This window comes from Mycobacterium sp. IDUB_21 (assembly GCF_055419425.1).
Genome location: NZ_JBVAXQ010000010.1, coordinates 149,618 through 166,320 on the forward strand (window position 1 = coordinate 149,618; position 16,703 = coordinate 166,320).

General features: G+C 68.5%; 15 protein-coding genes. 8 read left to right on the top strand and 7 right to left on the bottom strand.

The genetic code is table 11. The annotated features are described in order from the left end of the window. Nucleotides 1–10: 10 nt before the first annotated feature. The 5 genes from ACZYY4_RS16095 to ACZYY4_RS16115 are packed head-to-tail and all read right to left on the bottom strand — an operon-like array spanning nucleotide 11 to nucleotide 5,507. Entirely contained in the window at nucleotides 11–1,039 is a 1,029-nt protein-coding gene (locus tag ACZYY4_RS16095; RefSeq protein WP_463810987.1) for an acyl-CoA dehydrogenase family protein, read from the bottom strand. After that, nucleotides 1,036–2,235, bottom strand: coding sequence for an acyl-CoA dehydrogenase family protein (locus tag ACZYY4_RS16100; protein WP_463810988.1), 1,200 nt, complete (start codon nucleotides 2,233–2,235; stop codon nucleotides 1,036–1,038). The genes ACZYY4_RS16095 and ACZYY4_RS16100 overlap by 4 nt, the downstream gene beginning before the upstream one ends. After that, nucleotides 2,232–3,149, bottom strand: a complete 918-nt coding sequence (locus tag ACZYY4_RS16105; protein WP_463810989.1) for an acyl-CoA dehydrogenase family protein — start codon at nucleotides 3,147–3,149, stop codon at nucleotides 2,232–2,234. The genes ACZYY4_RS16100 and ACZYY4_RS16105 overlap by 4 nt, the downstream gene beginning before the upstream one ends. After that, nucleotides 3,146–4,315 (bottom strand): acyl-CoA dehydrogenase family protein, encoded by a 1,170-nt coding sequence (locus ACZYY4_RS16110; RefSeq protein WP_463810990.1) that lies wholly within the window; start codon nucleotides 4,313–4,315, stop codon nucleotides 3,146–3,148. Before ACZYY4_RS16110 ends, ACZYY4_RS16105 begins: the two co-directional genes overlap by 4 nt. Before the next feature lie 55 nt (nucleotides 4,316–4,370). Then, the gene (locus ACZYY4_RS16115) at nucleotides 4,371–5,507 is read right to left on the bottom strand and encodes a CaiB/BaiF CoA transferase family protein (protein ID WP_463811038.1); all 1,137 of its coding nucleotides are present in this window, start codon (nucleotides 5,505–5,507) and stop codon (nucleotides 4,371–4,373) included. 175 nt (nucleotides 5,508–5,682) lie between these two features. Here ACZYY4_RS16115 and ACZYY4_RS16120 point away from each other — a divergent pair, with 175 nt between their 5' ends. The 5 genes from ACZYY4_RS16120 to ACZYY4_RS16140 are packed head-to-tail and all read left to right on the top strand — an operon-like array spanning nucleotide 5,683 to nucleotide 11,858. Then, nucleotides 5,683–7,293, top strand: coding sequence for an SMP-30/gluconolactonase/LRE family protein (locus ACZYY4_RS16120; RefSeq protein ID WP_463810991.1), 1,611 nt, complete (start codon nucleotides 5,683–5,685; stop codon nucleotides 7,291–7,293). A gap of 17 nt (nucleotides 7,294–7,310) precedes the next feature. Continuing rightward, nucleotides 7,311–8,027 carry a GntR family transcriptional regulator gene (locus ACZYY4_RS16125; protein ID WP_463811039.1) on the top strand — a complete coding sequence of 239 codons (717 nt, stop codon included), beginning with the start codon at nucleotides 7,311–7,313 and terminating at the stop codon, nucleotides 8,025–8,027. Next, on the top strand, nucleotides 8,027–9,619 hold the full coding sequence (locus ACZYY4_RS16130) for an AMP-binding protein (protein WP_463811040.1): 1,593 nt from the start codon (nucleotides 8,027–8,029) through the stop codon (nucleotides 9,617–9,619). The genes ACZYY4_RS16125 and ACZYY4_RS16130 overlap by 1 nt, the downstream gene beginning before the upstream one ends. A gap of 2 nt (nucleotides 9,620–9,621) precedes the next feature. Beyond that, nucleotides 9,622–10,395: an SDR family NAD(P)-dependent oxidoreductase gene (locus ACZYY4_RS16135; RefSeq protein WP_463810992.1), complete on the top strand. Its 774-nt coding sequence runs from the start codon at nucleotides 9,622–9,624 to the stop codon at nucleotides 10,393–10,395. Further along, on the top strand, nucleotides 10,392–11,858 hold the full coding sequence (locus ACZYY4_RS16140) for an AMP-binding protein (RefSeq protein ID WP_463810993.1): 1,467 nt from the start codon (nucleotides 10,392–10,394) through the stop codon (nucleotides 11,856–11,858). Before ACZYY4_RS16135 ends, ACZYY4_RS16140 begins: the two co-directional genes overlap by 4 nt. 53 nt (nucleotides 11,859–11,911) lie before the next feature. Here ACZYY4_RS16140 and ACZYY4_RS16145 read toward each other — a convergent pair whose 3' ends face one another. Beyond that, nucleotides 11,912–13,162 carry an HNH endonuclease signature motif containing protein gene (locus ACZYY4_RS16145; protein ID WP_463810994.1) on the bottom strand — a complete coding sequence of 417 codons (1,251 nt, stop codon included), beginning with the start codon at nucleotides 13,160–13,162 and terminating at the stop codon, nucleotides 11,912–11,914. A 91-nt stretch (nucleotides 13,163–13,253) separates the two neighbouring features. Then, entirely contained in the window at nucleotides 13,254–14,036 is a 783-nt protein-coding gene (locus ACZYY4_RS16150; protein WP_463810995.1) for an enoyl-CoA hydratase, read from the bottom strand. 196 nt (nucleotides 14,037–14,232) lie between these two features. Here ACZYY4_RS16150 and ACZYY4_RS16155 point away from each other — a divergent pair, with 196 nt between their 5' ends. From ACZYY4_RS16155 to ACZYY4_RS16165, 3 genes are all read left to right on the top strand, one after another. Next, nucleotides 14,233–14,883, top strand: coding sequence for a TetR/AcrR family transcriptional regulator (locus ACZYY4_RS16155; protein WP_463810996.1), 651 nt, complete (start codon nucleotides 14,233–14,235; stop codon nucleotides 14,881–14,883). Nucleotides 14,884–15,109: 226 nt separating this feature from the next. Next, on the top strand, nucleotides 15,110–15,526 hold the full coding sequence (locus ACZYY4_RS16160) for a Zn-ribbon domain-containing OB-fold protein (RefSeq protein WP_463810997.1): 417 nt from the start codon (nucleotides 15,110–15,112) through the stop codon (nucleotides 15,524–15,526). 13 nt (nucleotides 15,527–15,539) lie between these two features. Beyond that, nucleotides 15,540–16,694 (top strand): thiolase family protein, encoded by a 1,155-nt coding sequence (locus tag ACZYY4_RS16165; RefSeq protein ID WP_463810998.1) that lies wholly within the window; start codon nucleotides 15,540–15,542, stop codon nucleotides 16,692–16,694. Nucleotides 16,695–16,703 lie beyond the last annotated feature (9 nt).

The following is a 16,703-nucleotide window of genomic DNA, read 5'->3' on the forward strand; positions in this document are numbered from 1 at the left end:
GCTTGACTTGTTAATACCGTTGAGCGAGACAATGACGATGCGCTGCCGGGGAGCCGAACAGCGACCGGTTGAAAGTGGCGCGCTTCAGATAGACGTGAATACCGCTCTCCCACGTGTAACCGATGCCGCCGTGTAGTTGCAGTGCCTTGCCGACGACGTCGACGGCGGCACCGCAGGTATAGGACTTCGCCATGGCGACGGCTGCGTCCACATCGGATGCGTCGATTTCTGCGCCGGCCACCGCCGCTATAGCTCCGATGGCCTCGCGCACCAGGGCACGCGCCACCGAGACCTTCACCAGCATGTCGGCGCACGCGTGCTTGACGGCCTGAAAAGAGCCGATGGGACGGCCGAACTGCTCCCGCGTCCGCACATAGGACACGGTTGCGGCGAGCATCGCTTCGGCCAGGCCCAGGCTGTCGCAGGCCACCGCGACGGCCGCGCGATTCAGGACAGGCCGCGCACTGCCGGCGAAGCGCAGCGGCTCGGCCGCCTCGATCCGGTCGGCGGTCACGGTGGCGACCCGGCGGGTTTCGTCGAGCACCGGCTGCGGGGTGACGGTCAGCCTGTCGGCGGCGACGGCGACGTCGGCGCCGGACGCATCGGTGGCCAGCACCAGCAACCGGTCGGCGCCCTCGGCGTCCGGAACGAAATCGGCGCGGCCGGTCAGTCGCCGGTCGGCGTCGACGGTGAAGTCTCCGACCGCAACCGCCACTCGGGCCGCCCCGGTGGCGACATCGGCCAGCAACTCATCACGAACGGCGCTGTCCTGCAGCGTGGTCAACACGCCCACAGCCAGCACCGCGCTGCCCAGGTAGGGCGTCGCCGCGGCGGCGCGGCCCAGTTCCTGGCAGATCACCGCGGTCTCGGCGAAGCTCGCCCCCGCGCCGCCGAGCGCATCGGGGGCCTCCAGCCCCACCCAGCCGGCGTCGACCAAGCTGGTCCAGTCGACGACGCGCCCGCGGGCCAGCACATCGGCGGCGACGGCCCGAAGGTCGTCGTGCAGCTCGGTGAAGTCCCCGAAATCACCAGTGATCACGGCATACTCGGTTCTCGCGGCAGGCCGAGTCCGCGTTCGCCGATGATGGTGCGCTGGATCTCGCTGGAGCCGCCGGGAATGGTCCACTCCCAGGACCCGATGAAGTCCAGCACCCACGATCCCGACTCCCAGCCGCTGGACAGCGGTTTGGCCAGTACGGTGTGCGCGGCCGGTCCGCCGATCTCGGCCCCGAAATCGGTGAGCCGCTGCAGCAATTCGCTGTAGAACAGCTTCACGATCGAGGCGTCGGCGGGCCCGGCCCTGCCCGCTTCGACATCGGCCACCAGCTGCCGGCACATGCTGCGCAAGCCGGTGATCTCGGTTTCCAGCTGCGCCAGCCGGTCGGCCACCACCGGGTCATCGGTCGGGGCGACGTCGACCAGCCGGCGAAACCCCGCGTAGCCCAGCCGCTCGGCCAGCTCGAGCATGGTCATGCCGCGCTCAGCCCCCAGCGTCGCCTGGGCCACCTGCCAACCGGCGTTCTCGGCCCCGATCAGGTTGGCCGCCGGGATCACCACATCGTCGAGGAAGATCTCGCAGAAATGCTGGTCGCCGACGGCGTTGCGAATCGGCCGCACCTGCACCCCGGGGGTGGCCATGTCCAGCAGGAAATAGGAGATGCCTTTGCGCTTGGGGGCGTTCGGGTCGGTGCGCGCCAGCAGCAGACACCACTGCGCGTAGCTTGCGCCGCTGGCCCACAACTTCTGGCCGTTAACCACCCAGCCCTCCGAGCCGTCCCCCACCCGGCGCGCGGTGGTGCGCAGCGACGCCAGATCCGAGCCGGCCTCCGGTTCGGAGAAGCCCTGCACCCAGATCTCGCCGTCCAGGATCGCCGGCAGATGGCGGCGGCGCTGCTCCTCGGTGCCCGCGGCCAGCAGGGTGGCCGCGGCGTGGTGGATGCCGACGAACGCCAGCACCAGCCGGGGCGCGTCATGGGCGGCCAGTTCCTGGTACAGCACGGCCTGATCGGCCACCGACATGCCACCGCCCCACTCGCGCGGCCAGTGCGGGACCGCGAAGCCGGCGCTGTGCAGGGTGGCGAACCAGCTGCGCTGGAAGTCGACGAAGTCCTGCTCGCCGACGCCGGTCTGGGTGCGGCGCCAGTCGGCGGGGATGTTGTCGGCACACCACTGGCGCACCTGGGAGCGGAAATCGCCGGGGCTCGTGGCGATCTCCTGCGACGGCTGGTGATTCATGCGTAGAGCCCCGTCAGTCCGGTGCGGCCGACGCGACGGACCAACAAATCGCGGGTGGCCGACAGCCCCCACGGCAGCCGGCGCAGCGGCTGGCTGTACCGCGACAGCCAGGACAGCGCCGTCTCGTCGCAGAACCCGACAGCGCCGTGCAACTGGTGACAGATCCGGAACACCACCTCGGCGGCTTCCAGGGCTGCCGATCGCAGCGCCAGGGCGTCATCGATGGCTTCCGCGCGCCCGGTCGCGATGCTCCACAGCGCATATTTGGCCAGCATGTCCAGCCCGGCGCGCTCCACCTCGGCGTCGGTCAACTGGAACTGCACGCCCTGGAACTTCGCCAGCGCCTGCCCGAACTGTTCACGCAGCCGCACATGAGCGGTCGTCAGATCCAGCGCCCGATCCAGCATCCCCAGCAGCGTCCAGCACCCCAGCACCAGACCCAGCGCGACGTCCCCGGCGCCGTCGGTGTCGATCTCGGTCAGCGTCAGCTCGGCCACCAGGGCCGCCCCGGTCGCCGGCTGCGCCACCGCCGTGCTGCGCACCCCGGCGAGTGTGACCGCGGCCCACCGCTTCGACAGCCCGGCCACCGCACCGGCGGGGGCGTGCTCGGCCACCACGATCAGCCCGTCAACATCGAGATCGGCCGGCGCCGAGAGACATTCGGCCACCGGGTAGGGGATCCCCCAGTAGCCGGCGCTGCGGCACAGTGCGGCGGACGCCTCGAGTTCGTCGGCGTCGGCACGGGGCTTGAGGTCGAAGGCCCCCAGCCCACGCAGGATCGGCCCGACCAGTTGTTCGCGCCCGGCCGGATCCGCGTCGGCGCGCACCACCAGGTCGTCGCCGCCGGCGGCTTCGAACGCCCGCCTTGCCGCCCGTCCGTATTCTTGCGCGTCCGCGCCGAGTTCGAGGATCATCGCGACCCCGCCAACAACGCCCGGGAGAGCAGAATGCGCTGCATCTCAATGCTTCCCGACGAGACAGTGGCAGCCTGCGAGTAACGCCAATGGTCTTCGACCTCGGCGCGGAACCGCCGCCCTTGCGGCTCGGCCGGCGCTTGGGCGGCGATCTCCATCAGGACCTCCGCGCTCTCCTGATCCAGCCGGGTGACCGCGATCCGGTAGGCGGCGGCGTCCCCGGGCGCAATCTGCCCGCCGGCCTGCAGGGACACCACCCGGTAGGCCATCAACCGGGCGCGCCGGCAGTGCGTGAGCATCCGCACCCAGCGGGCCGCCAACTCGGCGGGCAAACTCTCCCAACGCTCCCCGAGCGCATCGGGGGCGGCGACCAGCAGTCGTTCGCAGCGCGCATACCGGGCGATACCCACCCGCTCGTAGGACATCACGTCGGCCACGATCGACCAGCCGGCGTCGACGTCGCCGAGTACGTCGGCGTCGGTGACCCGCAGGTCGTCGAAGAACACCTCGTTGAGGTGGTGCGGGCCCATCATGGTGCGGATCGGCCGGACCTGGATCGCCGGGTTGTCCATCGGGACCAGGAAGACGGTCAAGCCCTGCTGCTTTTTGGTGACCGTTCCGTCCCCCACGCGGGTGGTGCGGGCCAGTAGGAAACACCACTGCGCCATCGTCGCGTAGGAGGTCCAGATCTTCTGGCCGTTGATCAGCCAGCCGTCTTCGTCGCGGCGCGCGTGGGTGCGCAGCGAGGCCAGGTCCGAACCCGCTTCGGGCTCGGAGAACCCCTGACACCAGATCACCTCGCCGGCCGCGATCGGGGGCAGATGCCGGCGCTGCTGTTCGGGCGTGCCGTGCCGCATGATGATGGGCCCGACCCAGTTCACCCCCATGTACTGCGCGCCGCGCGGTTCGTGGTGCGCCCACATCTCCTCGCGCACCACGGTCTGCTCCCACACCGAGGAGTCCGCCCCGCCGAATTCCTCCGGCCAGGACAGGCACAACAGGTCGCGCTCGGCGAGCACCCGGCAGAACCGTTGTGCCGCAGCCAGATCGGCGGGGTCGTCGGTGAACGCTCCCGGAAAATCCTCCGGCAGCTCGTGGTCGACCAGTTCGCGCAGCTGTCCCCGCAGCTGCCCGGCCCGCGGGCCCATGTCGAAGTCCATGCTCATGCGCCACTCCTCAGCATCGCTCCGCAAGCTCCGCTCTGCATCGTCGCCGGCGGGCTCATACCGGTCCCGCATCGAGTCCGAGTTCGGCGAGCACCGCCGCGGTGTGTGCACCCAGTTCCGGTGCCGGGCCGGCGACCCGGCCGGGGGTGCGTGACAGCCAGGTGGGCACGCCGGGGAAACGCACCGGGCCGGCCGGGGTGTCGACGGTCTCGAACAGGCCCACCGCGTTGAGGTGCGGGTCATCGAAGAGGTCGCCGGGGGTGTTCAGCGGGGCGGCCGGTATCTCCAGCTCGCGCAACAACTTCAGCCATTGCTCGGTGGTGCGTTCCTTCATCGTCCCGGCCAACAGTCCGTAGACGGTGTCGATCTGCTGGGCGCGCTGCGCCAGGGTGGCGTACTGCTCGGACGCCCAGGGCGGCTGCACCGTAGCGATGAAGGCGTTCCAGTGCTTGTCGTTGTAGATCAGCGCGGAGATCTGCCCGTCGCTGGTCTGATAGGGCCGCCGGTTCGGCGCCACCGTGCGCGGGTAGACCGCCGGGCCCAGCGGCGGATCGAACATCGCGCCGTTGGCGTGTTCGACGAGCATGAACGACGCCATGGTCTCGAACATCGCGACCTCGACCTCCTGGCCCTGCCCGGTCCGCTCCCGGTGGAACAGCGCCATCGTCGTGGCGTACAGGGCGGTCAGCCCGGCGATCTTGTCGGCCATGATGGTGCCCACGTAGTCGGCCCGCCCGGTGAGTTGTTGTTGCACCGCGGGCAGCCCGCACTCGGCCTGGATGGTGTCGTCGTAGGCCGGGCGGTCGCCGTCCGGGCCGCGACGCCCGTACCCGTAGCAGTTGGTGTAGACGATCGCGGGGTTGATGGCGGCGACCTCGTCGTAGCCCAGACCCAGCTTCGCGATCGCCTTGGCCCGCATCGAGTGGATGAAGACGTCGGCGGTGCCGATCAGCGCGGTCACCGCCGTCATGCCCTCCGCGGTGCGCAGGTCCAGCACGATCCCGCGTTTGCCACGGTTGACGTTGACGAACACCCCGCTCATGTCGGGCGCGGGGCCCGCCGAGATGTAGCGGGTGGCGTCGCCGTCGGGCGGCTCGACCTTGATGACGTCGGCGCCCATGTCGGCCATGATCTGCGTGCAGTACGGGCCCATCACCATCGTCGTCAGGTCGACCACACGCACACCGCGCAGCGGCCCGCCCACCGGAGCATCCCCAGCACCGTCAGTCATTATTTGTTCGGACAAAATACTCCGTTCTGCGTATTGCAGAACACTATTCCGCAGGGCTTATTTGCGCGTCAAGGCCGGGACACCGATCCGTGGCAGCTATTGTCTGGACTAACCGCGCTTGATAACGTCCGAAGTCATGAGTGACCCTGCGCCGCCCCTGGCCCGCGACGGACTGACCACGCCGGCAGTCGCGCCCGGCTGGCGGCTGGAGCGGATCACCCGGCCGAGCCGGCTGTTCGGCGCCAACGGCCTGCGCACCGGACCCGACGGCCGGGTCTACGTCGCCCAGGTGACCGGAAGTCAGATCAGCGCGCTGGACGTGTCCACCGGCGAGCTGGTGACCGTGAGCGCGCGGGGCGGGGACGTCGTCGCACCCGACGATGTGGCCTTCGACGCCGACGGCACCCTGTATGCCACCGAGGTGATGGACGCCCGGGTCAGTGCGCTCGACAACGGGCGGGCCCGCGTGCTGCGCGACGACCTGCCCTGCGCCAACGGGATCACCGTGTACCAGGATCGGCTGTTCGTCGGGGAGTGCCGCGACGGCGGGCGTCTGATGGAACTCGACCGGGCCACCGGCGCGCAGCGCATCCTCGCGGAAAACCTCCCGTCGCCCAACGCCATGGAGGTGGGACCCGACGGACTGCTGTACTTCCCGGTGATGACCGCCAACGAGATCTGGCGAATCGACCCGTATGCCACCGACGCCGCACCGCAACGCGTCGCAGGCGACCTGGGCGTGCCGGACTCGGTGAAGTTCGACGCCGACGGATTCATCGTCTCCACCCAGGCGGCCAGCGGTCAGGTGTTGCGCATCGATCCGCGCACGGGGAATCACACCGTGCTGGCACAGCTGAATCCCGGGCTGGACAACTGCACCTTCGTCGGTGAGCGCCTGTTCGCCTCCAACTTCAGCGGCGAGATCACCGAGATCGCCGGGGGCGGCGAGGTGACGACGGTACTGGCGGGCGGGCTGAACTGGCCGCTGGATCTCACCGTCGACGGCGCCGGCACCCTCTACGTCGCCGATGGCACCTACTTCTACGCGGTCGGCGCCGACGGTCGGCTGCAGACGCTGGGAATGCTGTTCAGCCCCGGCTACCCCGGGTTCGTGCGCGGCGTGGCCGCGGTCGGTCCCGGCGAGTTCGTCGTCACCACCTCCGGCGGGCAGGTCAGCCGATACCTGCCGGCCCAATCCCGCAACGAGGTGCTCGCCGACGGCTTCGACCAGCTCTACGGGGTGGCGGTGGGATCGGCCGGTGTGGTGGTCACCGAGTTCGGCACCGGCCGGGTGCTGGGTGTTCGCGCCGGGACGGTCGAGGTGCTCGCTGCGGGGCTGGCCGGCCCGGTCGGAATCGCTGTTGCCGACGGTCACGGGACGTACCTGGTGGCCGAATCCGGCGCCGGCCGGGTGGTACGGGTCAGTGCGTCCGGGACCGAGACGGTGGTCGACGGCTTGGGCAGGCCGCAGGGCATTCTGGTCTCCGGGAACCTGCTCTACATCGTGGATGCGGGCACCCGCGAGGTGCTGGCCGTGGACCTCGACACCGGAACGCGGCACACCATCGCCTCCGGTCTGCCGATCGGGCCGCCGCCGGGCGTGGTGCCCAAGCCACTGAAGGGCATGCCGCCGTTCTCCGGTCCGCAGGGCCCGTTCGCCGGCATCGCACGCGGTCGCGATGGCACCCTGTTCGTCTCGGCCGACGGGGACGGCAGCGTGCTGGCACTACACCCGGCCGGCCCGTGACCGACCACCGCTACCTCATGGTCGCGCGGGAGCTGCGCAAGGAGATCGCCGACGGGGTGTATCCGGTGGGTTCGCAGCTGCCCACCGAACATGAACTGTGCGAACGGTTCTCGGTCAGCCGCTACACGGTCCGCGAGGCGCTGCGGCGACTGCGGGAGGACAACCTGGTGACCTCCCGGCCCCGCGCGGGCACCGTGGTGATCCCCCGCACCGCGACGAACTGCTATGCGCAGGAAGTGGTGTCGATCGATGACCTCGTCGCGTTCGCGGCCGGCTCCTCATTCGAGATCGACTCCAACACCATGGTCACCGTCGACGACGACATCGCCGCGCGCACCGGTCTGCCGATCGGAACCGACTGGCTGGCGGTACGCGGCAACCGCCGGGCCGAGGGCGAGAGCGCACCGATCTGCCGGACCGAGTACTACATCAACCGGTCCTTCGCCCGCGTCGGCCGATTGCTGCAGCGGCACTCGGGCCCGATCTTCCCGCTGATCGAGGACGTGTTCGGGGTCAGCGTCGTCGAGGTGCGCCAGCACATCCGCGCGGTGATCATCACCCCGGAACTCGCCGATGAGCTGGCCGTCGACCCCGGCACCGCCGCACTGCAGATGCAGCGCAGCTACACCACCTCCGAGGGCGAGGTCGCCCAGGTGACGGTCAACACCCATGCCGGCGACGACTACCGGTACTCGATGACCCTGCACCGGGTGATGGGACAGTCCGGCCCGTGATGCTGAACACGCTGGCCGACGCCCTGGCGCAGGCAACCGATCGGACCCCCGACCGAGTGCTGCTCGTCGACGGCGACACCCGATTGACCTGCCGGGACCTGCACACCCGGGCGACGGCGCTGGCCGATGCGATGTCGGAGAAGATTCCGACCGGCAGTGTGGTGTCGTTCATGCTGCCGAACTGGCACGAGGCCGCCGTCGTCTATTTGGCCGCCACCCTGGCCGGGATGGTGGTCAACCCGATCCTGCCGTCGTTGCGTGACGCCGAGGTGACGTTCATCCTCGCCGACTCGCGTTCCCGAATGCTGTTCGCGCCGGCGCAGTTCCGCGGCCACGACTACGCGGCGATGCTGACCCGGGTGACCGCCGCCGTCCCCGATCCCCCCGAGATCGTGCTGGTGCGCGGCACGTCAGCCGGCCATACCGATTACCACACGCTGTTCGACGGTTCCGGTGAAAATTCCCTTCCCACCCTGGATCCCGCTGCGATCCGGCTGCTGCTGTACACCTCGGGCACCACCGGCCGACCGAAAGGCGTGCTGCACAGTCATAATTCGATCCATGCCCTGATCGCTCAGCTGGGGCGGCACTGGCTGATCGAGCCGGGTGACCGATTCCTGGTGCCGTCCCCGATCGCCCACATCGGCGGATCGATCTATGCGTTCGAGGCCCCGCTGCTGCTGGACACCACCGCGGTGCTGATGGACAGCTGGGATGCGGACGCGGCCGTGCAGCTCATGCTCGCCGAACACTGCACCCACATGGCGGGGGCCACACCGTTTCTCGCCCAGCTGCTGGCCGCTGCCCGTCGCGCCGGCACCCGGCTTCCCGACCTGAAACTGTTCGTCTGCGGCGGCGCGTCGGTCCCGGCGTCGCTGATCCGCGAGGCAGCCGGCTACTTCGACGCTGCCGCCGTCACCCGGGTGTACGGGTCCAGCGAGGTTCCGGTCACCACGGTCGGCGCGGTGGGAGCCCACGAACTGTCCTACGCCGCGGACACCGACGGCCGAGCCGGGATCGCCGACATCAAGTTGGTCCCCCACCCCGGCGGTTCAGCGAGGCTCGACGAAGGAGAGGCGAAGCTGGGACCGCCGCATCGACCCGGCGCCCCGCCGGGCGAGGGTGAGATCTACGTCCGCGGGCCGCAGATGCTGGTCGGTTATCAGCACCCCGAGGACGACTGTCTCGATGCCGAGGGCTACTTCGCGACCGGCGATCTCGGCCGTTGGGTCGACGAGGACTACCTGCTCGTCACCGGCCGCATCAAGGACGTCATCGTCCGCAACGGCGAGAACATCTCCGCGCGCGAGGTGGAGGACATCCTGGTCGGTCATCCCGGAATCGTCGAGATCGCCGTCGTCGGGTTGCCCGACGCGCGCACCGGGGAGCGCGCCTGCGCCGTGATCGTTCCGGCAGGCGCCGGTAGTCCCGATATCGCGGAGTTGCGCACCATGCTGACCGCGCACGGCGTCGCGGTGTTCAAGGCTCCCGAGCAGGTGGAGATCTGGGCTGAACTGCCGAAGAACGATGCCGGCAAGGTTGTCAAACATCAGATCCGGGCGGTGCTGTCCCGGCCTAAGGTAGGTGACTGAGAATGCAGGTGGCGATCGTGACCGGCGCCAGCAGCGGAATCGGATTCGGCTGCGCCACAAAGCTTGCCGCGGACGGCCTGGCGGTGCTGGGAACCGGCCGCGATGAGGGTCGACTGGCCGGACTGACGGCCGAGATCGACGACCCGGACCGCATCGCCACCCTGGCCGTCGACCTGACGGCTGCCGATGCGCCGCAACGGATCATCGACGCCGCACTGGCCCGGTGGGGCCGGGTGGACTACCTGATCAACAATGCCGGCGTCGGCGGTCCGAAACCGCTGCACGACACCGACGACGAAACCCTGGACCACTTCCTGAATCTGATGCTGCGGGCGCCGTTCCGGCTGGCGCGAGACGTGCTGCCGCACCTGCGCCCCGGGTCGGCGATCATCAACATCACCTCCACCTTCGCCGTGGTCGGCGGGTTGCGCGGCGGGGCGTACTCCGCCGCCAAGGGCGGTCTGACCGCGCTGACCACCCACATCGCCTGCCAGTACGGCGCGCAGGGCATCCGGTGCAACGCGGTGGCGCCCGGGGTCACCGTGACCCCGATGGTCGAAAAACGCCTCGACGACCCGCGCTTCCGCAAGATCAACACCGAGATGACGCCGTACCCGCGACTGGGCCGGGTGGACGACATCGCCAATACCGTTGCCTTCCTGTGCTCGGAGGCGGGTGCGTTCATCAACGGCCAGACCATCGTCGTCGACGGCGGCTGGAGCTCGACCAAATATCTCTCGGACTTCGGGCTCGACTCCCACTGGGTCCAGCCGTGAACCTGTTCACCTTGCTGGATCAGGCCGCGGCCCGGTTCGGTGATCGGGGGGCGGTGTATCACGGTGAGCGCCAACTGCATACCTGGCGTGAGCTGGCCGGTCGGGCAGTGCGCTTGGCGTCATCGCTGCGCCGAGCGGCCGGACCAGGCGCACGGATCGTGATCGCCAGCGAGAACCGGCCCGAGATCATCGAGCTGATGTTCGCCACCTGGGCGGCCGACTGTGTCGTCGTCCCGCTGAACTACAAGCTGCACCCCCGCGAGATGGCCCAGATCATCGACGACGCCGGTGCGGCCCTGGCCTTCGCGTCCCCGAAGCTGGCCCCCGGGCTGCGCACCGCCGTCGACGTGAACGTCGAAACCATCGGCGAGGCCGCGTATCTGGAGCGGTTCCACAGCGAGCCATCGGCACCGCCCGACCCGGATCCGTCCCGGCTGGCGTGGCTGTTCTACACCAGCGGCACCACCGGGCGCTCGAAGGGTGCGATGCTGACCCACCGCAACCTGACGGCGATGGCGATGGCGCACCTCGCCGATCTCGACGACCCCGATGCCGACTGCAGCCTGATCCACGGCGCGCCGATGTCGCACGGCTCCGGCCTCTACATCGCGCCCTACGTACTGCGCGGCGCCCGGCAGGTGGTGCCGGCATCGAGCGCGTTCGACGCCGACGAGTTCCTCGACCTGTGCGGGCACCACCCGGGCGCCACCGCATTTCTGGCGCCGACAATGGTGGCGCGCCTGGTGGGCACCGGCCGCGAGCGCCCGGCCAACCTGCGCTCGATCATCTACGGCGGCGGCCCGATGTACCTCGGAGACCTCAAGCGTGCGATGGCCGCGTTCGGGCCGGTGTTCGCCCAGCTCTACGGCCAGGGCGAGGCGCCGATGACGATCACCGGCCTGCGCCGCGCCGACCACCTCGGCGACGACACGATCCTGGGCTCGGTCGGCTATCCCCGCTCGGGTGTGCAGGTCGCGGTGCTGCGCGACGACGGCACACCCGCGCCTGTCGGCGAGGTCGGCGAGATCGTCTGCCGCGGAGACGTGGTGATGGCCGGCTACTGGAACAACCCGGACGGCACCGCTGAGGCCATCCGGGACGGCTGGCTGTTCACCGGCGACCAGGGCTCGTTCGACGAACGCGGGTATCTGACGTTGCGGGACCGCTCCAAAGACGTCGTGATCAGCGGTGGCAGCAACATCTATCCGCGTGAAGTCGAGGAGGCGTTGTTGGAGCACCCCGGCGTCGCCGAAGCGGGCGTGGTGGGCATGCCCGATGCCGAGTGGGGCGAGATCGTGGTCGCCTTCGTCGTCGGCGATGCCTCCGCCGCCGAACTGGACAGCCATCTGCTGGAACGCATTGCCCGGTTCAAGCGCCCGAAACGCTACGAGTTCGTCGACGCGTTGCCCAAGAACAGCTACGGCAAGGTGCTGAAGCGGGAGCTGCGCAGCCTGCTGGCCTGAGCTCGTGGTTCGGGTCTGACGATGTCATCGTTCCAGCTATTGGGCACGCGTCATCAGTTGGTGGTTGGTGGTGCTTGTGGTTGGAAGGGTTGGTACCACCACCAGTCGGCGCGTTCACCGGTGGGTCCAGGACAGGGTGCGACCGCGGGCGGCGGCCTACTGGGTGGGCGGGCCAGCGATCCGGGATGCAGTTCCTTCCCGCCTGCGTCGGTCACGACGAGGTGGCCGGCTGGTCCGGTGATGGTGATGACGCCGCGATGATGCAGCCGGTGGTGATAGGGACACACCAGCACCAGGTTGCTCAGCTCGGTGGGGCCGCCGTCTTCCCAATGCCGGATGTGATGCGCATGCAGGCCGCGGGTGGCGCCGCAACCCGGGACGGCGCAGCTGGGGTGCCGGTGCTCGAGTGCCCGGCGCAGCCGGCGGCTGATCGTGCGAGTCGAGCGGCCACAGCCGATCACTTGCCCCTCGCGTTCGAACCACACTTCACAGGTGGCATCGCAGGTCAGGTACTGCCGCTCGGCATCACAGAGCACGGGGCCCAGATGCAGGGAGCTGATCTGTTGTTCGACGTCGAGGTGCACCACCACCGTGGTGCGCTGCCCATGCGGGCGACGTTGCACCTCGCCGTCCCAACCGGTCTCGACCAGCCGCAGGAACGCATCAATATTCGTCGGCATCGGGGGATGGTGATCGGGCTTGCCGCCGGCGCTCTCGCGGTCGTGTTTCCACTCCGCGATCAGCGCATCACCATGCGACTGCAGTGCAGCCTCGAACTTCGCGGAGTCGGCATGCGGCAAGGTGATGCGCCAGAAGTCGAAATCAGCGTCGGTGGTCTTGGTGATCGCGGGCTGCGGCCCGGGCCGAGGACCGGGTTCGGGCCGCGATTCCAACTTGATCGCGGTGCGCAGCTGGGTGACGGTGGCAACACCGGCCAGCTGCGCATAGTGCTCGTCGGACCCCTCGGCTGCACGGCCGGCGATGACGCCCACCTGATCCAGCGACAGTTGGCCATCCCGCATGCCTTGGGCGCAGCGGGGGAACTCTGCAAGCCGGTGCGCGACGGTGCTGATGGTGTGGGCGTTTCCCGGTGACACACCGGTCTTCCAGGCCACCAACGCCGGGATTGACCGCGCCCCGGTAGCACCCCACAACTCGTCGCGCTCGACCTCGGCAACAATCTCCACGATGCGCCCATCGATCGCATTGCGCTGACCGGTCAACTCCGACAGCTCCTCGAACAACACCTCAAGACGTGCACCAGGACCCGCTTCGGCGCCGGCTGAGGTCGCGATCGAGGACATAACAACAGCATTGCAGGGGGGTACGACAATTCTCCGTACACCGGGCAGCTGACCGGAACAGCCGCGCACGGTTGGTGTTGCCGCCAGAACGCTACTGCACCTGTGACTTCATCTCGTCGAGGTTGACCAGAATCGGCCAGCCGCATACCGACAGCGCGTTGCCGTGCCCGGTTTCGTGGATGTCGAACGCGGACTGGATCGCCGAATGGAAACCCTGCACGTCCAGGGTCTGGTTGACCGCGCGTTTGGCCTGCCGCAGCGCGAATGACGGCATGGTGGCGATGTGCTCGGCGAGCCGGCGGGTCTCGGTGTCGAGGTCTTCCCGCGGAACCACCCGGTTGACCATGCCGGTCTGCTCGACTTCCTGCGCGGTCATCGCGCGGCCGGTGAACAGGATCTCCTTGGCTTTGCGCGGGCCCAGTTCCCAGGTGTGGCCGTGGTATTCGACGCCGCCGATACCCATCAGCACCACCGGGTCGGAGAACTGCGCGTCATCGGCGGCGATGATCAGATCGCACGGCCAGCACAGCATCAGCCCACCGGAGATACACCGGCCCTGCACCGCGGCGATCGACGGCTTGGGCACGTTGCGCCACCGCAGCGTGTACTCCAGGTAGCGCTTGCATTCGTGTTTGTAGATGAACTCCAGGGTGATCTTGTCCGGGACCGGTCCACCGCCCTTGAGATCGTGCCCGGCCGAGAAGTGTTTGCCGTTGGCCCGCAGCACGATCACGGCGACATCGTCGTCATCGGCGGCGCGTGTCCAGGCCGCGTCGAGTTCGTCGAGCAAGTCGGGGTTCTGGGCATTGGCCGCCTCGGGCCGGTTCAGCGTGATCGTCGCGATCCGGTCGGCGACCTCGTAATCGATGTACATGGGCGTCCTCAATTAGTTCCCCGGCCGCGCCGATTCCCGGTCGCGCCGACAATGGATGAGAAGATGCTTCTCATTCCAGGAAAGTTACCATCTTCTCTGCCGCGACGGCAGCGCCGAAATCGCCGACGTCCCCACCGAGTCATTCTCCGGTAGGGTGCATTCGTGTTCTCCCAAAAAGGCAACGGCGGAGCCGCTGGTGAGTAACCCCGAAGAGGAGCCCGTCTGGAAGCAGCGGGCGGTCGAGCGGTCGATCAAGACCGCGCGACTGCGGGCCGCCCAGCGCGTTCAGCGATTCCTGGACGCCGCCCAGGCCATCATCATCGAAAAGGGCAGCACAGACTTCACCGTCCAGGAGGTCGTCGAGCGTTCACGGCAGTCGCTGCGCAGCTTCTACCTGCAATTCAACGGCAAGCATGAGCTGTTGCTGGCGCTGTTCGAGGACGCCCTGAGCCGGACCGCCGACCAGATCCGGGCCGCCACCGAAGGCCAGGCCAAACCGCTGGAACGACTGAAGGTGGCCGTCGAGCTGCTTTTCGAACTCTCCCGGCCTGACCCGTCCGCCAAGCGCCCACTGTTCACCGACTTCGCGCCGCGACTGCTGGTTTCACACCCCACCGAAGTCCGAGTCGCCTTCACGCCGCTGCTGGGCCTGCTCGTCGAGTTGATGGAGGCCGCCGACGAGGCCGGTGAGCTGCGCCCGGGAGTCAACGCCCGGCGAATGGCGGCGATGACCATGCAGACCGTCATGTTCGTCGCGCAGTCCAGCGCCGACTCCGACGACCCGGGCGCGCGTCCCATCAGTGCAGATGAGGTCTGGGACTTCTGCGCCCACGGCCTGGCCGACTGAATCGGTAGCTCTCCGGCAAGCCGGATCACCCCACCCCGCCAGCGTGCATGTTGGCCCTCGACACGCCGGGTGAATTTGCACATCTGCGCACGCTCGCGCGCCCAGGGACAAACTGCCTTACGAAGGGCCGGCCCGACCCAGGCTTCCCATGCCGTAGTCCCATATGTTGTAATTGAGAACGTGATTTCCGCAAGTCGTGTACGCATCCCGAGCGCAGGTAACGCCGATGCGTAAAGTGCTCGCTCCCGACGTCACCAACTGGCCCGACGAGAACCCGGCCCTGATCGGCAGTCAATGCGACGACTGCGACGCGACGGTGTGGCCCCGGCAGGATCACTGCCCACGGTGCAGCGGCCCGCGGATGCAGGATCTGCTGCTGCCCCGGCAGGGGACCCTGGAAGCCTGGACGACCCAGGGCTTCGTGCCGAAGCTGCCCTACGCCGGCGGTGAGACGGCCGAAAGCTTCACCCCGTTCGGGGTCGGGCTGATCCGGCTCGGCGATGTCATCCAGGTGGAGGCCCGCCTGACCGAATCCGATCCGGCCAAGCTGAAGTTCGGCATGGACGTCGAATTGACCATGGTGCCGTTCTACGTCGACGACGACGGAACCGAGATTCTCACCTGGGCGTTCCAGCCCGTCTAAGGAGACCTGGAAAATGACGGTAGCGAACAACGATGTGGCGATCATCGGCGTCGGCCTGCACCCGTTCGGCCGGTTCGACAAATCAGCGATGCAGATGGGCGCCGAAGCGATCCACGCCGCGCTGGATGATGCCGGCATCGAGTGGAAAGACATCCAGTTCGGGGTCGGCGGCAGCTACGAGATCTCCAACCCGGACGCGGTGACGCGACTGGTCGGGCTCACCGGCATCCCGTTCACCAACGTGTTCAACGCCTGCGCGACGGCCGCGACTGCCACCCAGGTCTGCGCCGACAACATCCGCTCCGGCAAGTACGACATCGGTATCGCGATCGGCATGGACAAGCACCCCCGCGGGGCGTTCACCGACGATCCGGCCAAGCTGGCGCTGCCGGCCTGGTACGCCGAGAACGGACAGTTCGTCACCACCAAGTTCTTCGGCATGAAGGCCAACCGCTACCTGCACGATCACGGCATCTCTGCGCAGACGCTGGCCAAGGTCGCCGCCAAGAACTTCCGCAACGGTGCATTGAACCCGAATGCCTTCCGGCGCAAGCCGATGTCCGAGGACGCCATCCTCAATTCAACCGTGCTGAACTACCCGCTGACGCAGTTCATGTTCTGCGCTCCGGACGAGGGTGCGGCCGCGGTGGTGATGTGCCGCGGCGACATCGCCCACCGCCACAGCAACAAGCCGGTGTATCTGCAGGCCACCGAGATCCGGACCCGGACCTACGGCGCCTATGAGGTGCACGGGACGTCGGCTCCGATCACCGAAGACGTCTCCCCCACCGTCTACGCGGCCCGCGCCGCGTTCGAAAAGGCCGGTGTGGCACCCGAAGACGTCGACGTGGTCCAGTTGCAGGACACCGACGCCGGCGCCGAGGTCATCCACATGGCCGAATGCGGCTTCTGCGCCGACGGCGACCAGGAGAAGCTGCTCGCCGACGGCGCGACCGAGATCTCCGGATCGCTGCCGGTCAACACCGACGGCGGCCTGATCGCCAACGGTGAGCCGATCGGCGCCTCCGGACTGCGCCAGATCCACGAGCTGGTGCGCCAACTGCGCGGTGAAGCCGGTGACCGCCAGGTACCGGGTGAGCCCAAGGTCGGGTTCGCCCAGGTCTACGGCGCACCCGGCACAGCGTCGGCGTCCATCGTCACGGTCTGAGCCCGCGCG

Coding starts and splice junctions, on each gene's coding strand:
- ACZYY4_RS16100 (WP_463810988.1), bottom strand. CDS start 2,235: ATGAATCACCAGCCGTCGCAGGAGATCGCCACGAGCCCCGGCGATTTC.
- ACZYY4_RS16105 (WP_463810989.1), bottom strand. CDS start 3,149: ATGATCCTCGAACTCGGCGCGGACGCGCAAGAATACGGACGGGCGGCA.
- ACZYY4_RS16110 (WP_463810990.1), bottom strand. CDS start 4,315: ATGAGCATGGACTTCGACATGGGCCCGCGGGCCGGGCAGCTGCGGGGA.
- ACZYY4_RS16120 (WP_463810991.1), top strand. CDS start 5,683: ATGAGTGACCCTGCGCCGCCCCTGGCCCGCGACGGACTGACCACGCCG.
- ACZYY4_RS16125 (WP_463811039.1), top strand. CDS start 7,311: ATGGTCGCGCGGGAGCTGCGCAAGGAGATCGCCGACGGGGTGTATCCG.
- ACZYY4_RS16130 (WP_463811040.1), top strand. CDS start 8,027: ATGCTGAACACGCTGGCCGACGCCCTGGCGCAGGCAACCGATCGGACC.
- ACZYY4_RS16135 (WP_463810992.1), top strand. CDS start 9,622: ATGCAGGTGGCGATCGTGACCGGCGCCAGCAGCGGAATCGGATTCGGC.
- ACZYY4_RS16145 (WP_463810994.1), bottom strand. CDS start 13,162: ATGTCCTCGATCGCGACCTCAGCCGGCGCCGAAGCGGGTCCTGGTGCA.
- ACZYY4_RS16150 (WP_463810995.1), bottom strand. CDS start 14,036: ATGTACATCGATTACGAGGTCGCCGACCGGATCGCGACGATCACGCTG.
- ACZYY4_RS16160 (WP_463810997.1), top strand. CDS start 15,110: ATGCGTAAAGTGCTCGCTCCCGACGTCACCAACTGGCCCGACGAGAAC.
- ACZYY4_RS16165 (WP_463810998.1), top strand. CDS start 15,540: ATGACGGTAGCGAACAACGATGTGGCGATCATCGGCGTCGGCCTGCAC.